This is a genomic window from Nocardia sp. NBC_01499, from assembly GCF_045040275.1.
In the GTDB taxonomy this organism is placed as follows: domain Bacteria; phylum Actinomycetota; class Actinomycetes; order Mycobacteriales; family Mycobacteriaceae; genus Nocardia.
In genome coordinates, this window is sequence record NZ_CP109426.1 from 7,363,585 (window position 1) to 7,383,219 (window position 19,635).

Sequence of the window (19,635 nt, forward strand, 5' to 3'; positions counted from 1 at the left end):
CTAGGTACACCATGGCGGACATGCTAATTCGTCGCCGCCGCGAACCAGGGAGGCGGACGGTTCAGACGGCCGAGCGGTCGCGCACGGGTCGCAGCAGGCAGAACTCGTTGGCCTCCGGATCGGCGAGGGTGAGGCTCGCCGTGGCAAGCCGCACGCCGTCGCGATCGATCGGTGTCGCACCGGCGGCCCGCAGCCGCGCCACCTCGGCGGCGTGGTCGTCGAACGAAGCCAGATTCAGGTGTAGCAGGTTGCGGCCCGACTTCACCTCGGGCGTGCGCACGAACTCCAGCCACGAGCCGAGCCCGTTCGCCGAACGCAGTCCGGCGACCTGCTCGCCGCCGTGCGTGAGCGGCCAACCGGAGGCCGCCGACCAGAATTCGGCCAGCCGCAGCGGATCTCGAGTGTCCATCACGATGGCCGCGACGGCGCCGGTGTCCACGTATTCCTCGCGCGGCTCCAGCACACAGAATTCATTGCCCTCGGGATCGGCGAGCACCGCCCACGGCACCGTGCCCTGCCCGATGTCGACGCGTCGCGCCCCCAGGGACAGCGCGCGGTCGATCTGCAAGCGTTGATGATCGATCGAGCGGCTGGCCAGATCGAGGTGGATGCGGTTCTTGCCGTGCTTGGCTCGCGCGGCGGGCAGGAAGGCGAGGGCCAGGTCGGCGCCGTCCGGGTCGGGGGCCGCCACATCCACTTCATCAGGGCGGTCGATGGTCACGCCCCAACCGAGCAGCTCGGCCCAGAAATCCGCGACGAACCGCGGCCGGTCTGCATCGAACACGACACACGCCAGGCGGGTGGACATGATTCAAAGGTAACCGTCCCTCGGCCCACTCCGTGCACGTTTACGGAAACGGAAAACGCGCCGCCCGCAGGTGCACTCGCCCTTCGCGGATCGGCACTCCCTCGGCCGCGAGCAGCCGCAGCTGCCGGTCGGCCAGATGCGCGGCCGGCTTGCCGCCCGCGCCGATCACCCGATGCCACGGCAGGTCGGCGGCGTCGGTGCGCATGATCCAGCCGACCGTGCGCGGCGTGGACAGTCCGGCGGCCGCGGCGATGTCGCCGTAGGTAGCCACCCGCCCGGGCGGGATCGACGCGACAAGGGCGCGCACCCGCTCGACCTGATCGTCGGTGGTCGCCATCGCGATCAGAGCACCGAGCGGATCAGCGCGGCCGTCTCGGCGGGCATGGCTTGCGGGAGCATGTGATCGCTGTCCCACTCGTGCACGGTAAGGCGGTCGGCGAGGTGTTCGGCGAGCGCGGCGCGGAACGCGGGTGTGACGAACGGCGGCTGTACCTTCAGCGCCTGCACGAGCACCGTCGGCAGGTCCCGTGGCGGCAACACGAACGGGCGGGCCAACTGACCCCAATAGGAGGTGATCGCGGCCAGGCTCATCCGCCAGGCGAAGCGGCCCTGCGGCGTCGGTACCAGGTGTTCGGCGAGCTCAGCAGCCAGAATGTCCGGTGCCGCATCGGCCCACGCGGAGGCGAGTTTGTCTTCGCGGGCCCTGGCCACGGATTCGTAGTCGGGCTCGGCAAGCAGCGATTCGGCGACGTCGCAGACCAGATCGGGTGCCAGCGCGATGGCCGGGTCCAGCAGCACGAGCTGCCGGACCAGGTCCGGGCGCCGCTGCGCGAGATACAGCGCACTCGCGCCGCCGAACGAGTGCCCGACCACAGTCACCGGATCTGCGGTCTCCGCGTCGAGCAGCTCGACCAGGTCGTCGACGACGGCCTCGAAGGTCCACGGCGGCAACGAGCTCGACCGTCCGTGTCCACGCAGGTCAGGAGCGATGATCCGGACGTCGGGGAGATGATGGGTGGCCAGGTGTTCCCAGCGTTTGCCGTGGCCGGTGACCCCGTGCAGGGCCAGCACGGCAGGTCCGGTGGCAGGGCCGAATCGATAGACATTCAGAGCAGGCACCGGTCCATTCTGACCTGCGCCGCCGACACCCGTTGGGCGAGTCGCCCGAGGGGAGCGTCGGCGTGTCGGTCGTGTCTGTTGCAATAGCCCGCGTGGTGCGATCGGATAGCGCGGTGCGACTTGTTCGCCGGAACGTGGCGGCACCCCGGCCGCGCGCCTGGGGTGCCGACGTTCGCGCGCTGTTGGATGCCGCGGCCGCGGCCGGACCGACGCGCCCCGGGTGGCGACCCTGGCAGGTGCTCGGCGGCCCAGGCACGGGCAAGACCGCCCTGCTCGTCGATCTCGCGGCCGAGCGCATCGCCGCGGGCGACGACCCCGAATCCGTGCTGGTCCTTGCCCATTCGAAGCAGGCGGCGAGCGCGGCCCGCGACGCCATCACCGCGCGGCTGGCCGGCCCCGATGCCGAGGGCGGCGTACCGGGCGCGACCAGGGAGCCGCTGGCCCGCACCCTGCACTCCTACGCCTTCTCCGTGCTGCGCAGGCACGCGACCGCGCACGGCAACCCGCCGCCACGTTTGCTGACCGGTGCCGAGCAGGATGCGGTGCTGCGCGAAATGCTGCGCGGCGACCTGACCGACATCGCGGCGGGCGCGGACGGGCTGTGGCCGCAACGCCTGCAGCCCGCGCTCGCGCTCGGCGGGTTCGCCGAACAGTTACGTGACCTGATGCTGCGGGCCACCGAACGCGGTCTCGGGCCGGAGGATCTGGTGCGCCTCGGTCGCGAGCACGGTAAACCGGAGTGGGTGGCGGCGGGCAAGTTCGCGGTGCGTTATGAGCAGACGATGTTGTTGCGCTGGTCGGTGGGCGTCGAGGCGCCCGAGGCGACGGCGCCCGCGCTCGATGCCGCCGAACTGATCGGCGCCGCGCTCGACGCGCTGGCCGGTGACGCCGAGCTGCTTGCCGCCGAACGGGCGCGGATCCGGTACCTGCTGGTCGACGACGCACAACATCTCGATCCGCAGGCCGCGATCCTGGTCAGGGCGATCGGGCACAGCGCGCACACCACCGTCGTCGCTGGCGACCCCGATCAGGGGATTTTCGCCTTCCGCGGCGCGGACCCGCGGTTCGTCGCCGATCTGGCCGCGCCGGACGCGCAGCGAATTGTCCTGCGGGACAACCATCGTGCTGGCGGGCCGGTGCGACTGGCGGTCGCCAGGGTCGCGGCCAAGTTGCCTGGCAGTGCGCCGCAACGCTTTTCGCTGCCGAAACGGGCCGAACAACCGGCCGACGATGGCACCGAGGTGCGGGTGCGGGTACTCGCCACACCGGCCAAGGAAGCCGCGCTGATCGCCGATCACCTGCGGCGCGCGCACCTGACCGGCGGGGTGCCGTGGTCACGGATGGCGGTGATCGTCCGTTCGGTGCCGCTGTCGTTGCCGCCGCTGCGTCGCGCGCTGCTGGCGGCCGGGGTGCCGGTGCAGCAGCCCGCGCTGGATACGCCGTTGGCGCGGCGTCGTGGTGCGGCCTGGATGCTGTTGTCGTTGCGGGCGGTGCTCGCGGGGGAGAAGGGGTCCGCGTTCGAGCCGGAGGACGCGTTAGATCTGCTCGCGGGTCCGCTCGGTGGCGCCGATCAGATCACGTTGCGGCGGCTGCGGCGTGGTGTGCGGCGCAGCGTGCTGGAGTCGGAGCGGAACCGGGCGAGGTCAGGGCGGGAAGCTCCGGCGAGCGAGTACTCCGAGCGCAGTGCCGACGAGCCTGCTCGGATTATCGAAAGCTCGGAACGGAGTTCGGGGCTACCTGAGCCGTCTATCGGAAGTCTCGAGCGCGCGGCGGATGATGCCGATTGGTATGGCGTGGAGCCCGAATGGACTCCGGAGGACTCCGAATGGCGTGGCAGCGAGGCCGAACAGCGTAGTGAGGTCGATGAGGCCGAACAGCGCGATGAAGCTGCCGAACGACCGGCCGAGGACGGTGCCGACAGCGCCGAACGGACTGTCGGCGTGGCCGATGCGGGCGCCCAACAAGGTGCGGACGATTCCGGTCAGCCCGCTGAGAGTTCCGAAGGAGGGGTCGACGAGTCCGTCGAATTGCGGCATGGCATCGATCAATCCTCCGCCGAGGTGCTGCGGGATCTGCTGATCGGGGCCGGTGACCCGCGAATCCTCGATCGGCTGACCGACGTCGAGGCGGCGCCGCTGCGCCGGGTGCTCGACGCGCTGGACCGGGCGCGCAAGGCGCGTCGTCGCGGGGCGGGCCTCGAGGACGTGCTGTGGGCGCTGTGGACCGCGTCGCGGCTGGAACGACGCTGGGTCGGGCAGTCCGAACGTGGTGGTGCCGTCGGCATGCAGGCCGACCGCGATCTCGATGCGGCCGTCGGGTTGTTCGATGCCGCCGCGGGCTACGTGGATCGCCTGCCGCGCGCGAGCATCGAAGGCTTCGTGGAATACCTACTGCAACAGGAGATTCCGAACGGTTCGGCACCGCGCACCGCGCCGAAGGAGGCCGTCGCGCTGGTCAGCGCGCACGCCGCCGCCGGCCGGGAGTGGGATGTGGTTGCGGTCGCCGCTGTGCAGGAAGGGATTTGGCCGAACCCGAGGGCGCGCGGCACGCTGCTGAACACCGAGGACCTGGTCGACCTGACCGCCGGTGTCATCGACGGCGGCGAACAGGTTAGCCGCGCGGCGCCGATCCTGGCCGAGGAGCGCAGGCTGCTGCTCGTCGCGTGCAGCCGGGCCCGGTTTTCGCTGCTGGTCACCGCGGTGGAATCGGTGTCGGGAGAACGGGATCTGGTTCCGTCGCGGTTCCTCGCCGAGCTGCTCGGGCACGACGAGGACGGCGAACCCGGCGCGCTGCCGATCGCCGACCCCGGTCGCGCCCTGGTGATGCATTCGCTGGTCGCCGAATTGCGCGGCGCCGTCTGCGATCCCGAGTCCGACCCGGACCGCAGGCAGCGCGCCGCGCACCAGTTGGCCCGCTTGGCCAGTGCCGGCGTGCCAGGCACGCACCCTGACGACTGGTATGGCACAGCGGAATTGAGCTCGCAGCGGACGCTGTGGGAGGAGGACGACAGCGCGGTCGGCCTCTCGCCGTCCACCGTGGAACTGCTGCGCACCTGCCCGCTGCGCTGGGCGCTGGAGCGGCACGGCGGCACCGACGGCGACAACCCGCACGCCGTCAAGGGCAACCTGGTGCACACGCTGGTGCAGGCGCTGGCCGGAAAGGTGCCGGAGGCGCAGGTGCGGGCCGCGCTCGACAAGGCATGGCAGTCGGTCGATCCCGGGTCCGGCTGGCATTCCCGGCAGGAACTGCGCCGCACCGAGACCATGCTGGAAACCTTCATGGCGTGGGTGCGCAACACCCGAGGCGAACTCACCCAGGCCGGAGTCGAGGTGCCGGTCGACTGCGTGCTGCCGCCGCGCACCGAAGACGAACGGGCCGTGCGGATTCGCGGCCGGGTGGACCGGCTGGAACGGGATGCGCTCGGCCGCTTCGTGATCGTGGATGTGAAGACCGGGAAGTCGCCGGTCACCAAGCAGGCCGCGGTCGATCACGCGCAGCTGGCGACGTATCAGGTGGCGGCGGCGATGGGTGCGCTCGACGCGGCCACCGAGGAAGCACGCGCCGAAGCGGGCGAATCAGACTCTGCCGACGTCGAATCGGATGCTGTCCAAGGCGAACTGGTTGTCCCGTCAGACGATTCGGCGGCTGCGGGCGTGCCGAGTGTGGCCGCAGACGATGCGATCCCAGACGAGCCGGATGCGGACGAAGACGAACCGCACGCAGACGCGAGCGAACCGGGTTCAGCCGCAGGCGAATCCGGCGCACTGGGCGAGCCGGGTGGCGCCCGCCTGGTGTATGTGGCCAAGCCGAGCAGCAAAGAGGGCGCCACCCAGCGCATGCAACCGCCGCTCGATCCCGAAGCACTCGACAAGTGGCGCAACACCATTCACGATGCCGCCGCGGCTACCCAGGGCCCGAGCTACCTCGCCATGCGCAATGACGGCTGCCGTCACTGCCCGGTCGCCGGCAGCTGCCCCGTCCAGGACACCGGCAGGCAGGTGACCGACGAGTGAGTGAGCGTCAGCGAGCGAACCAAGGGCACAGCCGAGCATCGCACGGTCACGACGGAGCCGAGCGTCAGCGAGCGGACCAGGGATACCGCGCGACGGAGCCGAGCGGCAACGGGGTGGGGACGTGAGCGAGAAACGCTTTCGCGTCCCGCTGCCGATCTGTGGCGCCGAATGCCTGTGCTGCACAGTCATACCCGAGCGCGCAATCGAGGCAGCGGCGCACTCGAGTGTCGGGCGGCGGCGCGGTGCGGCCACGCGCGGCCGTCGAGCGCGACCCGGCGGCCCGCTGCCGGGAACGTCGGTGTGCGATGCCGATGAGGTGCAGCCGTGACCGGCGCGCAGGTAACGCCGCATCAGCTGGCCGACGCGCTCGGCCTGCCGCCACCTACCGACGAACAGGCGGCTGTGATCGCCGCGCCGCCGGGCCCGACGCTGGTCGTGGCCGGTGCGGGGGCGGGCAAGACCGAGACGATGGCCGCGCGCGTGGTGTGGATGGTGGCCAACCACCTGGTGCTGCCCGACGAGGTGCTCGGGCTGACCTTCACTCGAAAAGCCGCGCAGCAGTTGACCGCTCGCATCCGGACCCGGCTGGCCCGGTTGGCCGGTGCGCCGCTGCTGCGCGAGCTCGACCCGTCCGGGCAGCTGCGGGCCCAGCTGTCCGGCGCCGAGCCGGAGATCAGCACCTATCACTCGTACGCGGGCAGGCTGCTCACCGAACACGGCCTGCTGCTGCCCGTCGAACCCTCGGCGACGCTGCTCACCCAGACCCAGCTCTGGCAGCTCGCGCACCAGGTGGTGCGCACCTGGGACGGCGACCTCGACACCGACCGCACCCCGGTCTCGGTCACCGAGGCCATCCTCGCCCTGTCCGGACAACTCGCCGAGCATCTGGTCGAGCCGGAACAGCTGGCCGAGGCGCACACCGACCTCGAAAAGCTGGTGCACAGCCTCCCGCCCGGCCCGCGCCAGCGCGGCGGGCCGAGCCAAGCCCTCCTCGGCATCCTCCAGGTTCAGCGCGAACGCATCGCCCTGCTCCCGCTCGTCCAGCAACTGGCCGACGCGTTACGCCGCCGTGGCGCACTGGATTTCGGCGCCCAGATGTCGCTTGCCGCCCGCCTCGCCGCCGAACACCCCGAGGTGGCCGCCGCCGAACGCACCCGCTTCCGCCTCGTCCTGCTCGACGAATACCAGGACACCGGCCACGCCCAGCGAGTCCTGCTCGCCGCCCTGTTCGGCGGTGTGCCCGGGGCCGATCCGGTGCGTTCCGGACCGTCGGCGGGCGCCGAATCGGCATCGTCGCCGGACACGACCTCGCCGTCAGGTGACGTGCAGGCGGCGGGTGCGCGAGAGCCGCGGCACGTCGGTCGGCCCATGAGTGACGAGTCGGGGCAACAACGATCGAGCAGGCAGCGGGGCGCCGCCAAGGCCGCGAATGCCGCTGCGCAGGAAGCCCTATCGCGCGGCAGCCAGCGCCTGGCCGTTACGGCGGTCGGCGACCCGATGCAATCGATCTACGGCTGGCGCGGTGCCTCCGCCGCGAACCTGCCGCGCTTCGCCACCGACTTCCCGATGGCGCCCGGCGTTCCCGCGCCGACGCTGCCGCTGCTGACCAGCTGGCGGAATCCGCCGGAGGCGCTGGCGTTGGCGAATCTGGTCGCGGACCCGCTGCGCCGCAAGGCGATCGAGGGTGGCGGCGTGACCGTCGACGCGCTGCGTGCGAAACCCGATGCGGGACAGGGTGTGGTCGCCCTGGCGCTGACCGAGACCGTTGCCGAGGAACGCGATTGGGTGGCCGCGCGGATCGCCGAGGAGTGGGCGGTCCGGCGCGCCGCGGGGGAGCCGCCGCCCACCTCGGCGGTGCTGGTGCGCCGCAATGCCGACGCGTCACCGCTCGCCGAAGCCCTTCGCGCGCAAGGGTTGCCGGTGGAGATCGTCGGACTCGGTGGCCTGCTCGCCACGCCGGAGGTCGCCGATATCGTCGCCACCCTGCGGCTGATCGCCGAACCCGGGTCGGGTAGTGCGGCGATGCGCGTGCTCACCGGTGCTCGCTGGCGCATCGGGGTCGCCGACATCGCGGCGCTGGCCCGTCGCGCGCGCACGCTGTCGATCAGCCGGTTCACCAGCGGTGACGCCACGGAGATCACCGACGGGAGCACGCTGGCGGCGGCATTGCGCGAGGTGGCGCCGGAGCCGGCCGAACAGGCGGGGCTGGCCGACGCGATCGCCGATCCCGGTCCGCGCGAACAGTATTCGGAGTCGGGGTTCGTCCGCATCGAGGCACTGAGCAGGGAGCTCGCCGCGCTGCGCGAACGCAGCGGCCAGTTGCTCACCGAACTGGTCGCCGATGTCGAGCGCACCATCGGCGTCGGGGTGGAGACGCAGGCCCGTCGTGCCATGTCGGGCACCGGCGCCGGGCGTGAGCACCTCGACGCCTTCGCCGAGGTGGTCGCCGGGTACGCCGCCGACTCCGGCGCGGCGCTGAGCGGGCTGCTTTCCTTCCTCGCCGCCGCCGAGTCGGTCGAAAACGGCTTGGAGCCAGGCGAAGTCGAGGTCGCCAAGGATCGGGTGCAGGTGTTGACGGTGCACGCGGCGAAGGGGCTCGAGTGGGAGATCGTCTCGGTGCCGCACGTGGTGCGCGGGGTGTTCCCGTCGGGGACCGCGTCGGGCACCTGGCTCGGCGCTCTCGCCGAACTCCCGACCAAACTGCGTGGCGACCGTCAACAGGACGATGCGGCCGAGGGCGTCCCCGTCCTCGACCTGGCCGACCTGTACGACCGCGCCGACCTGGAACGCGCCATCAAGTCACACAAGGAAGCCCTGGAACGTCGCCGCATCGATGAAGAGCGCCGCCTGTTCTACGTCGCACTCACCAGAACCGAACGCGTGCTGCTTGTTTCGTCGCACCACTGGGCCGAAACCGGTACTTCGCCCAAGGGCCCCTCCGACTTCCTGCTCGAGCTGAAGCACGCCAGCGAATCCGCCGACAGCCCCGCCAACGGCGTCGTCGATATCGCCCGCTGGGACGACCCGCCGGAGCACGACGCGGTGAACCCCTTCACCGACAATCCGGCCACCGCGGAATGGCCGCGCGACCCCCTCGGCAACCGCCGCGACCCCATCGAACAGGGTGCCGCGCTGGTCCGCGCCGCCCTGGCTGAACTCCGCGCGAAGCCGACCACACCCCGAGAAATCCCCGCGAAAGACACCGCGGCCGGACAACCGGACCTCGGCCCGGCGACCCCCGAACGCCTCCTCGACGAAAATGCCTTCGCCACAGACGAATTCAACGAACCCTTCGAGCCGCCGGACGAATTCGATGCCCTGCCACCCGACCCCATGGACGCACCCGGCCCGGCCCCGGACGACAGCTCTGCGCCTCCCGTCGAACCGCAGATCCCACCCGACCCCATGCACGATCTCATCTCCGACGAGGACATGGCCTTCGCCGCAGCCGAATTCGCCGACGACCACCCACTCGGCCCAGCCCCCGACCCCGACGACCCCGACGGCTGGGCCGCCGACGTCGACGCTCTACTCGCCGAATTCGAATCCGAACAGGCCGCCGCCGAAGAGGTCGAACTCCCCGGCCAGATCGCCGCGACCGCCCTGGTGGAAATGCGCGCCGATCCGGCGAAACTCGCTGCGCGCCTGCGCCGTCCGCTCCCGTTCCCGCCGAGCCCGCTGGCCAGGCGCGGTACCGCGTTCCACGCCTGGGTGCAGCGCTGGTTCGGTTCGACCAGGCTGCTCGGCCTCGACGAACTCCCCGGCGCCGCCGACAATGCCGCCGCCGACGCGGGCGTCGACGACGAGCTGACCGCGATGCAGGACGCGTTCCTGAACTCCTCGTGGGCCAACCGCAGCCCGATCGATGTGGAGGTCCCGTTCGAAACCTCCCTGGCGGGCACCGTGATTCGCGGCCGGATGGACGCGGTGTTCGCCGAGCCGGGCGGCGGCTGGATCGTGGTCGACTGGAAGACCGGCGCCGAGCCGACCCCCGCCGAGGAGCCCGCGGTCGCCATGCAGCTCGCCGTCTATCGACTGGCCTGGGCGAGGCTGATGGCGTCCAGGGCGGGCAGGCCCGAGCAGGAGATGCTCGAACGCATCAGCGCCGCTTTTCATTACGTGCGCACCGGACGGACCATCGCCCCGGCCGAGCTGGCCGGGCCCGACGAACTGGCCGAGCTGATCAGGAATTCCGCGCCGACCGGCTCACCTTCAACGACTGGGTGATCAGCGGGATCTGCAGCGGCAGCCGCAGCACCGTTCCGATCTTGAACAGCTGCGACGCCTTCTTGTTGCCGACCACGTCGACGGCCATCTGCACGTTGGCCGGGAAGACCGCGATGAACAGCAGCGCGGCAAGCCGCCCGCCGAGGCCGCGGGTCCGGGGGATCGCCAGCGCGGCGGAGATGCCGAGCTCGACGACTCCCGAGGCATACGTGTAGTTGCGTGCCTTACCGGGCAGGACCCGGGGCACGGTCGAGTCGTAGGGCTTCGGCATGACGAAATGCAGCACCCCACTGCCGAACAACAGGGTGGCGAGGGCCAATGCGGGCCGTCGACCGGAGTCACGGACGGGTGCGAGCGCGTTATCTGCCATGAGGCACCTTTACATTCACTGGGTGTTCGCGTCGAGGCCGGGTGGTGTCGCGGGCAGCGGGTAGGCTCCCGTGCTGTGCTGGCGGGACAAGCAATGCCGGAGACCTCCGACGCGAGGATAGACAGGGCGGGTGCGTCCGGTGTTCGGTGATCGCGCGCGCACGCTCGGGCTGTCGAATCGCCCGCATTTCGCCCTGGTCGGCGTGCTGCGCATCCCGGAAGTGCAGACCAGCCCGTGGATTTCACTGACCAGACGGGTGCTGTTCGCGTTCGGGTTGCTGTTCGCCGCGGCGGTCGTGGTGTTCATCGGCCGCGACGGCTACCACGACAACACCGGTGACCCGCTGTCGTTCCTCGACGCCTTCTATTACGCGACGGTGTCGCTGTCCACCACCGGTTACGGCGATATCGCCCCGGTGACGGCCGAGGCGCGGCTGGTCAACATCGTCATCATCACGCCGCTGCGCATCCTCTTCCTCATCGTTCTCGTCGGAACCACCCTCGGCGTGCTGACGGAACGGTCCCGGCAGGCTTTCAAGATTCAGCGATGGAGGCACAGCGTGCGCAATCACACCGTGGTCGTCGGATACGGCACGAAAGGTCGTACCGCGATCGACGCCATGCTCGGCGACAACGTCCAGCCCGCCGACATCGTGGTGGTCGACACCGATGTCATCGCGCTGGACGCGGCCGCGAACGCGGGCCTGGTGACGGTGCACGGTTCGGCGACCCAGTCCGACGTGCAGCGGCTGGCCGGTGTGCAGAACGCGGCCTCGGTGATCGTCGCGACCAACCGCGACGACACCGCGGTGCTGGTCACCCTCACCGCCCGCGAGCTCACCAAGAGCGCCAAGATCGTGGTCTCGATCCGCGAGGCGGAGAACACCCACCTGGTCCGGCAGTCCGGCGCCGACTCGGTGGTGGTGTCCTCGGAGACCGCGGGCCGACTGCTCGGCATCGCGACGACCACGCCGTCGGTGGTCGAGATGATGGAAGATCTGCTCACCCCGGAGGAGGGGTTCGCGATCGCCGAGCGTGAGGTGGAGGCAGCGGAGATCGGCGGCTCGCCGCGGCATCTCGGCGACATCGTGCTCGGTGTGGTGCGCGCCGGCGTGCTTGCCAGGGTCGGCGAGCCGGACGTCGACTCGCTCGAAGGCGGGGACAAGCTGCTCTACATCCGCCGCGCGGCCAAGTAAGGCCGCGCCCGGGGTTCCCGGCGTCGGGCGCGATAGTCTCGATGGGTGCCGGTCTTTCAGCTCAATGGTGTTCCGCTGCTGTCCCGTTCCGTGCTCGATCGCGCCGAGGAGACGCGGGCCGACGCGCAGGCCTTACTGGCGGGCTGGCGCGACGCCAAGCTGCTGCGGGTGAACGCCCGCGGCCAGGTCAGATACGAAGACGACGCGCTCATTCTGGACAAGGCGATCGAGCTGTCGGCCGAGCCGAGCCCGGCCGCGGTGTTCCTCGGTATCGACGGCGGCGTGCACCTGTGGGCGGTGCGCGATCCGGACCTGCAGGGCTCGCTGACCGACCTGCGTGGCATGTCGAACACGGTCGACGATCTCACCGCCGGTGTGCTCTCCACCGCGGTCGCCCTGTTGAACTGGCACGACAAGGCCGGATTCAACAGCGCCGACGGCACGGCGACCACGTCGGTCAAGGGCGGCTGGTCCCGAGTCACCGAGAGCGGTTATGAGGAGTTCCCGCGCATCGATCCGGCGGTCATCTGCCTGATTCACGACGGCGGTGACCGGGTGCTGCTCGCGCGGCAGCACAGCTGGCCGGAGACGTTGTTCTCGCTGCTCGCCGGGTTCGTCGAGGCGGGCGAGTCGCTGGAGCGGTGCGTCGAGCGCGAGGTGAAAGAGGAGGTCGGCGTCGATGTCCGGGAGATCAACTACCTCGGCAGTCAGCCGTGGCCGTTCCCTCGGTCGCTGATGCTCGGTTTCGCCGCGGTCGGGGATCCGGAACAGCCGCTGGTCTTCTCCGACGGCGAGATCGCCGAGGCGCACTGGTTCACCCGCGCGGAGGTGCGCGAGGCGCTGGCCGTCGGCGACTGGTCGGCGAAGGGGACGGGCGCGCGGCTGCTGCTGCCCGGCTCGATCTCCATCGCCCGCACCATCATGGAATCCTGGGCCGCGCTCGACTGAGCGCACGAAAAATCCGCGACGGGCCACCGGCGGCCCGCGCGGACAAGTGATCAGGCCAGTGCGGCGAGTGCCTGCTTGACGGCGACCAGGGTGGGATTGGTCGCGGTCGAGCCGTCCGCGAACTTCACCGTCGGCACCACATGGTTGCCACCGTTGACGCTGCCGACGAACTCGGCCGACGCCGGATCCTGTTCGATGTCGATCTCGATATAGCTGATACCGGACTCTTCCAGCTGCTTCTTCAGCCTGCGGCAATAGCCGCACCAGGTGGTCGAGTACATCGTCAGGTCAGGAGTCGCGTCAGTCACCCACGGTGCAACGCCGCCCGGGCCGTCGGTGTTCCACAGCCTCTTCGCCAGAGATCCTTGCGTTATTTTTAGTAAGCGCGCATACTAATTTCATGAACATCATCGCCACCGCGCAAGCCACCTCCACCGCCCCCACCTCCGCTTTCTTCGCCAAATGGGCCGACATGGCCACCTGGTCGGAGTGGAACAACGACACCGAGTGGGTTCGGCTCGACGGCCCGTTCGTTCAGGGTGCGACGGGGACACTGAAGCCGAAGGGCGGACCGAAGGTGGGGTTCGTCGTCGAGCGGCTCAACGACAACGAATTCGTCGACGTCTCCAAGCTGATCGGCGCCCGGCTGATCTTCGACCACCAGATCGCCGCGACCGATGGCGTCACGACCGTCAGCGTCACCGTCTCGATCGAGGGCCCGCTGCGCTGGCTCTGGACCAAGATCATGGGCGGCGACCTCGCCAAGTCCGTGCGCCCCGACCTCGACGCGCTCGTCGCCGCCGCCGAAGGGGTGCTGGCATGACCAAGTACTGGTTGGGTGTCGTGTCCAAGGAACACGTGCTGCGCGGCGTCGAACTCGGTTTCGCGCAGGCCAATCACGGCAAGCGCGCCCCCGTCGAACGGATGCGACCCGGCGACACGCTCATCTACTACTCGCCCCGCGAGGGCATCCGCTCCGGCGCGCAGATCCGCGCGTTCACCGCGATCGGCACCATCGACGATCGCCCGGCCTGGCAGGCCGACCCGGTCGACCTGCCGGACGGGGGCTGCTTCCAGCCGTGGCGCCGCTCGGTCAGCTACCGGACCGATGCCAAGGAGACGGCGATCGATGATCTGCGCGACGAGCTGGATCTGACCAGCTCACCGAACTGGGGAATGGTCTTGCGCCGCGGACTGATAGAACTCACCGCACACGACCATGCCGTGATCGCGAAAGCGATGACGGACGAGTGAAGGAGGCCGATGAGTGATGAAGGGTTACAAACCGAGTTCGGGCATGCGGACGAAAGTCCCGGTTTGCTGCTCTGGCAGGTGACCAATCGGTGGCAGGCGGCACAGCGCGCGGCGCTCGCGCCGTTCGAACTCACCCACGTGCAGTTCGTGCTGCTTGCCTCCCTCACCTACCTGGCGATCTCCGGCGAGCCGGTGATGCAGCGCGACCTCGCCGCACAGGCGGCCACCGATCCGATGATGACCTCCCAGGTGTTGCGCGCGCTCGAACAGAAGGGCCTGATCGAGCGGCGCGACCATCCGAGCGATCGGCGGGCGAAGTCGCTGGTGCCGACGGAAGCCGGTGCGGCACTGGCGAATCGGGCGGTGGTCGCGGTGGAGGCCTGCGACCGCGAGTTCTTCGGCCCGCTCGGCGCGCGAACCGGCCAGTTCACCACCGACCTGCGGAGCCTGCGCGACCGGCGTCTATAGGACCTCGTCGATCCCGAGGCCGTGGTCCGGCCGCTGCCACAGCTTCCAGCGCGGGCGATCGAGACCGGACCCGACGCCCCACTGGCCCGCGTCGTGCGTCTGGCACAACAGGGCCCAGACACACAGCGCCACCACGCCGTAGACCAGCCCGAGCGCGCCGATGCGCGGACCGAAGAAGCCGAGCACCACCGCGAGCACGGTGCACGGCAGCGGCCAGGACAGCAGCCAGCGCCACCCGGCCCCGCTGCGCGCGCCACCGAGCCCGGTGATCAAGAAGTACGCCGCCGCACCGCCGGCCAGCGACCAGCCGATGCCGGTGGACACGTGACCGTCCGCGTGTTCGACGGCTAGCCCGAGACCGGCCGCGAGGGTGGCGATCGAGGCGGTGACCCAGCAGTGCATGGCCATCACGTATTGCCTCGGCATCGAACCGTCCGTGTCCTCGCCCGTCATCAGACGCGGCACGAAGCCGTACATCAGGGTCAGCGCCCACAGGCTCGCCAGCACCACGAACGCGCCGAAGCCGAGGGCGAGCACCCTCGGATGCCACACCACACCACCCACCGCGCCGATCACCGCGATGACACCCTCGCCGAGCACGATGATCACGTACAGGCCGAGTCGTTCACCGAGATGCACCGAATCGGCGTGCAGCGCCTTGATTTTCGGCGGCTCGGTACCCTTGAACCGCTGCGAGCCGCGCACTCTTCGATCGATCGCCTCTTGCGCGCCCGCCATCATCTCGTCGCCGGTCACCGCGAACATCAGCCACAGATCAAGGACGAGGCCGAGGGCCCACAGCCAGTACTTCCACGGTTCGGGCACCCAGAGCGAGACGATCCACGGCAGCACGCCGAGGGACAGCTGCGCGATCGGCCAGTCGACCACCAGCGTGCCGCGCCCCCAGATCTGCGCGGCCACCGCGCGCACGAGCACGTAGACCGCCGCGAACGTGGTCGCGTGCCGGTCAGGGATGCCGGTGACCGCCGCCGCCATCACGCCGAGGCCGAGCATCGCGCCGAGCATCAGATAGATCCTGGTGTGGTCGCGGGCGATGTTGCCGTACAGCATCATGCACGCCCAGGCCGTCCAAAAGGCCAGGTAGAGCAGCACATACAGGGCGAAGTCGCCGAGCGAGGGTCCCCGGTGCAGCAGGTGGGTGAGCTGGCCGATGCCGGCGACCGCGACGAGGTCGAAGAACAGCTCCATCCAGGTCGCGTGCCGGTCGGTCGGTTGAGCGTCGGTTGACGGCGTGTCGTGTACCACGAGGCGACAGTATTGCGTGGGCGGCGGGAGTTGTCGGCGGTCACTGTCATGATGGGTGCCGTGTCGTCAACCAGTACACACCCATCGACCGGTCGCGAGCTGGATTCGCTCGACCCCGAACAGGCCGCCGCCGTGCGCGCGCCACGGGGTCCGGTGTGTGTACTCGCGGGTGCGGGCACCGGCAAGACCAGGACCATCACCCATCGCATCGCACACCTGGTGTCCGCGGGACATGTGAAGGCCGACCAGGTGCTCGCGGTGACCTTCACCGCGCGGGCCGCGGGGGAGCTACGCAACCGGTTGCGCGCGCTCGGCCTCGGCGGCGACGCGAACCAGGTGCAGGCGCGCACCTTCCACGCGGCCGCGCTGCGGCAGCTCAAGTACTTCTGGCCGCAGATCGTCGGCGACGTGCCGTGGCGGCTGATCGACGGCAAGTTCCCGATCGTCGCGCAGGCGGCGAACCGGGCCGGGCTCTCCTCGGCCACCGACAGCGTGCGCGACCTACTCAGCGAGATCGAATGGGCGAAGGCCTCGCTCATCGCGCCGGAGGACTATCCGGCGGCGGTGGCCAAGCAGCGCCGCGAGACGCCGTACGACGCGCTGCGGGTGGCCGAGGTGTACGCGGGCTACGAGAAGCTCAAGGCCACCCCGGACGGTTTGCTGCTCGACTTCGACGATCTGTTGCTGCACACCGCGGCGGCGCTGGAGGACTATCCGGCGGTGGCCGACGAGTTCCGCGGCCGCTATCGCAGCTTCGTCGTCGACGAATACCAGGACGTCACCCCGCTGCAGCAGCGGGTGCTCGACGCCTGGCTCGGCGAGCGCGACGACCTGACCGTGGTCGGCGACGCCAACCAGACGATCTACTCGTTCACCGGGGCGACGCCGGGCTACCTGCTCGACTTCTCGCGCCGCTTCCCCGACGCGACGGTGGTCAGACTGGAACGTGACTATCGCTCGACCCCGCAGGTGGTCTCGCTGGCCAACCGGGTGATCGGCGTCGCACGCGGGCGCATCGCCGGCACCAGGCTGCAGCTCATCGGCCAGCGGCCGGACGGTCCCGAGCCGGTCTTCGCCGAATACGAGGACGGTCCCGCCGAGGCCGCCGCGGTGGCCAAGTCGATCAAGCGGCTCATCGACGCGGGCACGCCCGCCGCCGAGATCGCCGTGCTCTACCGGATCAACGCGCAGTCGGAGAGCTACGAGCAGGCGCTCACCGAGCGCGGCATCGCCTATCAGGTGCGCGGCGGCGAGGGGTTCTTCTCGCGATCCGAGGTGCGGCAAGCTGTTTCGGTGTTGCGGCAGGCCGCCTCGCGCGAGGACCTGCCCGACGAGGCGCGCAGCGGCGCCGCACTGGTCACCCTGGTCCGCGCGGTGCTCGCACCGATCGGTCTCACCACGGCCGAACCCGTCGGCGCCCAGGCGCGGGAGAAATGGTCCTCGCTCGTCGCGCTGGTCAGCCTGACCGAGGAACTGGTCGCGCACGACGACAAGCTCGACCTGCCCGGCCTGCTGCGCGAGCTCGCCGCCCGCACCGAGGCACGGCACCCACCGACCGTGCAGGGCGTCACGCTCGCCTCGCTGCACGCGGCCAAGGGCCTGGAGTGGGACGCGGTCTTCCTGGTCGGGGTGGCCGACGGCACGCTGCCGATCGCACACGTGCTCGCCGACGACGGCTCGGTCGGCGACGAGGCGAAGCTGGAGGAGGAACGCCGACTGCTCTACGTCGGCGTGACCAGGGCGCGCGAACATCTGCAGCTGTCCTGGGCGCTGGCGCGCGGCGAGGGCAGGCGGCGCACCCGGCGCCGGTCTCGGTTCCTCAACGGACTGGTCCCCGACCATTCACCCGCGTCAAGGATCGCGGCGCCGGTCGTCGAGGCGAAAGGTATGCGGCCCACCTGCCGAGTGTGTGCGAAGCCACTGATCGGCACCTATGCGACTATGCTTGGCCGCTGTCGTCGCTGCCCGGCCGAGCTCGATTCCGAGCTGCTCGTCGCGCTGCAGGAGTGGCGCGCGGAGAAGGCACAGGCGTTGCAGGTGCGCGAATTCGTGGTGTTCACCGACACCACGTTGACCGCGATCGCCGAACAACTCCCAGGTGACGACGCCGCGCTGGCCGCGATCGCGGGAATCGGCGCGAAGAAGCTCGAACAGTACGGCGCCGACGTGCTCGCGATCATCGCGTCGCGGTTGCGCGCAAGACCCCAAAACCGCAGGTAGAAAATAGGTTGTACCGTTCGGCGAACTTGCCTATGGTGGTTTTACGCACCCGGGAGGTTATCCCGGCGCGCACAGTCCAAACAGGCACAACGAGTTAGGAGGGAGGCGACATGAACAACACAGACTTCAATGCGATCGGCGTTGCGGTGCATTCACCCATGTCGACCTCCCGGGGGATCCTCGCCTTGCAGGGGATCGGTCTGTCCGGAATCGGTGTATTCGGCACGCAAGCGCAGCTCGCGCACGTCGCAATGTGCACCGTCCCGTCGGACAAGCCCAGTGTGGGTGGTTGGCACCCGTCTGTCGTCGAGACGGCAGACGTCAATGTCGCCGCAGCAGCCGGTTATGAGCCGGCGGATCTGCAGGCAGCACGCCTCCGCCCCGCACACCAAGCGATCGTGATCAGGACTCGGCAGAGATGTCGAATACCTAGGTAGGGAATCTCCCTCCCAGACCTCCTGGCCACGGATCGCACGAAGCGAAACCGTGGCCAATCTTTTTCGGCTCTTCAGCCAACCGGCACCGGTTTCGCGGACAACAACGAACCGCTGCAAACGAGCTGAAGGAGAACGACGTGTTCACCGCCCAGGAATGGCCAACGGCCACTACTGACGTGACATGCGGAACCGTGGCACCGACCACTCGGATCCGGGAGGGCAACAAGTCCGTGCCGTGCCGAGCCGGAGATCCCGATCTCTGGTTCGCCGAGAGCCCGAACCAGTTGGAGCAGGCCAAGGCGCTGTGCGCCAGCTGCCCCATCCGCAAGGGCTGCTTGACCGCGGCCATGGATCGGCGCGAGCCGTGGGGTGTCTGGGGTGGCGAGATCTTCGAACAGGGGGTCGTCATCGCCCGTAAGCGTCCGCGCGGACGCCCGCGCAAGGTCGCGATCCCGGCATGAAGCCGGGAGTAACTTCCCTCCCTCCGGTCGATGTGCTCGATTCGGTTGGTCCTGACACGGGCCGAGCCAACGAACGAGAAAGCAGACGAACCGCCCGCCGTTGCCCGGTGGGCGGCTCGTTTGCGTTGTCGTGCAGTGTCTTCGAGTATCAGGTTCGTCGTGGCCCGTGGGGTGCCCGGCGGACCGTCAGCCCGTCGGCAACGGCGAGCAGCAGTGTTTTGGTGTCGTCGGCGTGCGCCCACCAGCGGTGGCGCACGCCCGACGGGCAGTAGTAGGACTCTCCGGTGGACAGCGTCACCTCCTCGCCGTTCGCGGCGACGGTGATGGTCCCGGAGACCACGTAGATCAATTCGTCGTTGGAATGGGTGAATTCGCGCTCGCCCCGGTCGGTTCCGCCGGTGAACTCGAGCGCGCGCAGGTCCCTGGTGCCGTGCACCAGCGAGCGCACCGAACCATCGGTGTTCCGATCGGCCTGATCGAGACGGCCCTCGCCCGCGCGGACAATCACCGAACCCGGTGTGCTGTCGGCGGCCGCGAGTAGTTCCGTCGCCGTGGTGCCGAGCGCGTCGGCGATGCGTTGCAGTGAGCGCAGGCTCGTGTTCGTCCGCCCGTTTTCCAGTTGGCTCAGAAACGACTGCGACAACTCGGTCTTCGCAGCCAGCTGAGCCAGCGTCAGTCGTGCCGCACGCCTGCGGTCGTGCACGACGTTGCCGAGCCCGGGCCAGCGCGCCTGGTCGTCGCTTCCGTTCTGCTGCACTTACTCAAAACCTCTCTCGTTGCATCGCACATTGTCAGCAGCGGGGTACTGAATCCTCGTGTTTACATCACGGTGATCGGAATGCTTCCAGC

Annotated in this window: 16 protein-coding genes; 9 read left to right on the forward strand and 7 right to left on the reverse strand. The window is 69.6% G+C overall.

What is annotated here, in order from left to right:
• Nucleotides 1-61 precede the first annotated feature (61 nt).
• From OG203_RS33780 to OG203_RS33790, 3 genes are read right to left on the reverse strand one after another with little or no spacing between them, the layout of a single operon-like run.
• Nucleotides 62-808, reverse strand: a complete 747-nt coding sequence (locus OG203_RS33780) for a VOC family protein (RefSeq protein ID WP_405161268.1) — start codon at nucleotides 806-808, stop codon at nucleotides 62-64.
• Nucleotides 809-848: 40 nt separating this feature from the next.
• Nucleotides 849-1,145: an MGMT family protein gene (locus OG203_RS33785; RefSeq protein ID WP_405161269.1), complete on the reverse strand. Its 297-nt coding sequence runs from the start codon at nucleotides 1,143-1,145 to the stop codon at nucleotides 849-851.
• A gap of 5 nt (nucleotides 1,146-1,150) precedes the next feature.
• Nucleotides 1,151-1,927 carry an alpha/beta fold hydrolase gene (locus tag OG203_RS33790; protein ID WP_405161270.1) on the reverse strand — a complete coding sequence of 259 codons (777 nt, stop codon included), beginning with the start codon at nucleotides 1,925-1,927 and terminating at the stop codon, nucleotides 1,151-1,153.
• A 113-nt stretch (nucleotides 1,928-2,040) separates the two neighbouring features.
• Here OG203_RS33790 and OG203_RS33795 point away from each other — a divergent pair, with 113 nt between their 5' ends.
• A complete protein-coding gene (locus tag OG203_RS33795) occupies nucleotides 2,041-5,940 on the forward strand; it encodes a PD-(D/E)XK nuclease family protein (protein ID WP_405161271.1) in 3,900 nt (1,299 codons plus the stop codon).
• Between the two features lie 324 nt (nucleotides 5,941-6,264).
• Nucleotides 6,265-10,167, forward strand: coding sequence for an ATP-dependent helicase (locus OG203_RS33800; protein ID WP_405161272.1), 3,903 nt, complete (start codon nucleotides 6,265-6,267; stop codon nucleotides 10,165-10,167).
• Here the strand turns inward: OG203_RS33800 and OG203_RS33805 are convergent.
• Complete coding sequence (locus OG203_RS33805) at nucleotides 10,124-10,537, reverse strand: hypothetical protein (protein ID WP_405161273.1); 414 nt, start codon at nucleotides 10,535-10,537, stop codon at nucleotides 10,124-10,126. The two genes, OG203_RS33800 and OG203_RS33805, sit on opposite strands and share 44 nt — an antisense overlap.
• Nucleotides 10,538-10,676: 139 nt before the next feature.
• Here OG203_RS33805 and OG203_RS33810 point away from each other — a divergent pair, with 139 nt between their 5' ends.
• Both OG203_RS33810 and nudC read left to right on the forward strand, forming a co-directional pair.
• Nucleotides 10,677-11,732 (forward strand): potassium channel family protein, encoded by a 1,056-nt coding sequence (locus OG203_RS33810; RefSeq protein WP_405161274.1) that lies wholly within the window; start codon nucleotides 10,677-10,679, stop codon nucleotides 11,730-11,732.
• Nucleotides 11,733-11,777: 45 nt separating this feature from the next.
• Nucleotides 11,778-12,680 (forward strand): NAD(+) diphosphatase, encoded by a 903-nt coding sequence (gene nudC / locus OG203_RS33815; protein WP_405161275.1) that lies wholly within the window; start codon nucleotides 11,778-11,780, stop codon nucleotides 12,678-12,680.
• 50 nt (nucleotides 12,681-12,730) lie between these two features.
• On the opposite strand, the gene OG203_RS33820 is transcribed toward nudC, so the two are convergent.
• Nucleotides 12,731-12,961 (reverse strand): mycoredoxin, encoded by a 231-nt coding sequence (locus OG203_RS33820; RefSeq protein WP_405168096.1) that lies wholly within the window; start codon nucleotides 12,959-12,961, stop codon nucleotides 12,731-12,733.
• Between the two features lie 119 nt (nucleotides 12,962-13,080).
• On the opposite strand from OG203_RS33820, the gene OG203_RS33825 reads away from it, so the two are divergent.
• Genes OG203_RS33825 through OG203_RS33835 form a run of 3 tightly spaced genes read left to right on the forward strand, consistent with a single transcriptional unit; the run spans nucleotide 13,081 to nucleotide 14,402 of the window.
• On the forward strand, nucleotides 13,081-13,503 hold the full coding sequence (locus OG203_RS33825; protein WP_405161276.1) for a hypothetical protein: 423 nt from the start codon (nucleotides 13,081-13,083) through the stop codon (nucleotides 13,501-13,503).
• The gene (locus tag OG203_RS33830; protein ID WP_405161277.1) at nucleotides 13,500-13,934 is read left to right on the forward strand and encodes an EVE domain-containing protein; all 435 of its coding nucleotides are present in this window, start codon (nucleotides 13,500-13,502) and stop codon (nucleotides 13,932-13,934) included. Before OG203_RS33825 ends, OG203_RS33830 begins: the two co-directional genes overlap by 4 nt.
• Before the next feature lie 9 nt (nucleotides 13,935-13,943).
• A complete protein-coding gene (locus OG203_RS33835) occupies nucleotides 13,944-14,402 on the forward strand; it encodes a MarR family winged helix-turn-helix transcriptional regulator (protein ID WP_405161278.1) in 459 nt (152 codons plus the stop codon).
• On the opposite strand, the gene OG203_RS33840 is transcribed toward OG203_RS33835, so the two are convergent.
• Entirely contained in the window at nucleotides 14,397-15,668 is a 1,272-nt protein-coding gene (locus OG203_RS33840) for a low temperature requirement protein A (protein WP_405161279.1), read from the reverse strand. The genes OG203_RS33835 and OG203_RS33840 overlap by 6 nt on opposite strands.
• A 48-nt stretch (nucleotides 15,669-15,716) precedes the next feature.
• Here OG203_RS33840 and OG203_RS33845 point away from each other — a divergent pair, with 48 nt between their 5' ends.
• Nucleotides 15,717-17,888, forward strand: a complete 2,172-nt coding sequence (locus OG203_RS33845; protein WP_405161280.1) for an ATP-dependent DNA helicase UvrD2 — start codon at nucleotides 15,717-15,719, stop codon at nucleotides 17,886-17,888.
• Between the two features lie 574 nt (nucleotides 17,889-18,462).
• Complete coding sequence (locus OG203_RS33850; RefSeq protein WP_405161281.1) at nucleotides 18,463-18,786, forward strand: WhiB family transcriptional regulator; 324 nt, start codon at nucleotides 18,463-18,465, stop codon at nucleotides 18,784-18,786.
• A gap of 148 nt (nucleotides 18,787-18,934) precedes the next feature.
• Here OG203_RS33850 and OG203_RS33855 read toward each other — a convergent pair whose 3' ends face one another.
• Entirely contained in the window at nucleotides 18,935-19,543 is a 609-nt protein-coding gene (locus tag OG203_RS33855; protein ID WP_405161282.1) for a helix-turn-helix domain-containing protein, read from the reverse strand.
• Nucleotides 19,544-19,635 lie beyond the last annotated feature (92 nt).